Origin of the sequence: Serratia sp. TMDUHS_CL (assembly GCF_037137105.1) — a bacterium.
GTDB classification, from domain to species: Bacteria; Pseudomonadota; Gammaproteobacteria; order Enterobacterales; family Enterobacteriaceae; genus Serratia; species Serratia nevei.
Genome location: NZ_JBBBDV010000048.1, coordinates 1 through 217 on the forward strand (window position 1 = coordinate 1; position 217 = coordinate 217).

Annotated in this window: 1 protein-coding gene; it reads right to left on the reverse strand. The window is 51.6% G+C overall.

Annotation, left to right across the window (positions count from 1 at the left end):
- On the reverse strand, positions 1-217 hold a 217-nt coding region (locus WCL58_RS25315), incomplete at both ends, for an Arm DNA-binding domain-containing protein (protein ID WP_336851759.1).

A 217-nucleotide genomic window follows, 5' to 3' on the forward strand; every position in this document is an offset into this window, starting at 1 on the left:
CGCATTCCCGTATAGCTGCGCCAGCTTTTTCTCTTTACGAACTGTGCTGGGGTTCTGCCCCTCAGCAACTAACTTTCTGGATTCATCACGCTTTAACCGAGCATCGGCCAACGAAACGGCAGGATAGACGCCGAATGAAATCATCTTGGGCTTACCGGCAAAGCGATAACGAAAGCGCCAGCTCTTGCTGCCATTGGGTTCGACCAAAAGGGATAAG